Source organism: Paenibacillus oleatilyticus (assembly GCF_018998565.1).
GTDB classification, from domain to species: domain Bacteria; phylum Bacillota; class Bacilli; order Paenibacillales; family NBRC-103111; genus Paenibacillus_G; species Paenibacillus_G oleatilyticus.
On sequence record NZ_JAHNZO010000148.1, the window covers coordinates 1 to 365 of the forward strand.

General features: G+C 63.3%; 1 protein-coding gene. It reads left to right on the top strand.

The genetic code is table 11. The annotated features are described in order from the left end of the window. On the top strand, positions 1 to 365 hold a 365-nt coding region (locus tag KQX66_RS38995; protein WP_253957681.1), incomplete at both ends, for an asparagine synthase-related protein.

Genomic DNA, 365 nt, shown 5'->3' on the forward strand with positions numbered 1-365 from the left:
CCTGTACGTTGCCTCGGAAATGAAAGCGCTCGTGCCGGTGTGCCGCACCATCAAGGAATTCCCAGCCGGCAGCTACCTGTGGAGCCAGGACGGCCAGATCCGCGAATACTATCGCCGCGACTGGTTCGATTACGACAGCGTCAAGGACAACGTGACCGACGCCGCCGCCCTGCGCACCGCGCTGGAAGAGTCGGTGAAAAGCCACCTGATGTCCGACGTGCCTTACGGCGTGCTGCTCTCGGGCGGGCTGGATTCTTCGGTCATTTCGGCGATCACCAAGAAGTACGCCGCACGCCGCGTGGAAGATCAGGAACGCAGCGAAGCCTGGTGGCCGCAGCTGCACTCCTTCGCCGTCGGGCTGGAAG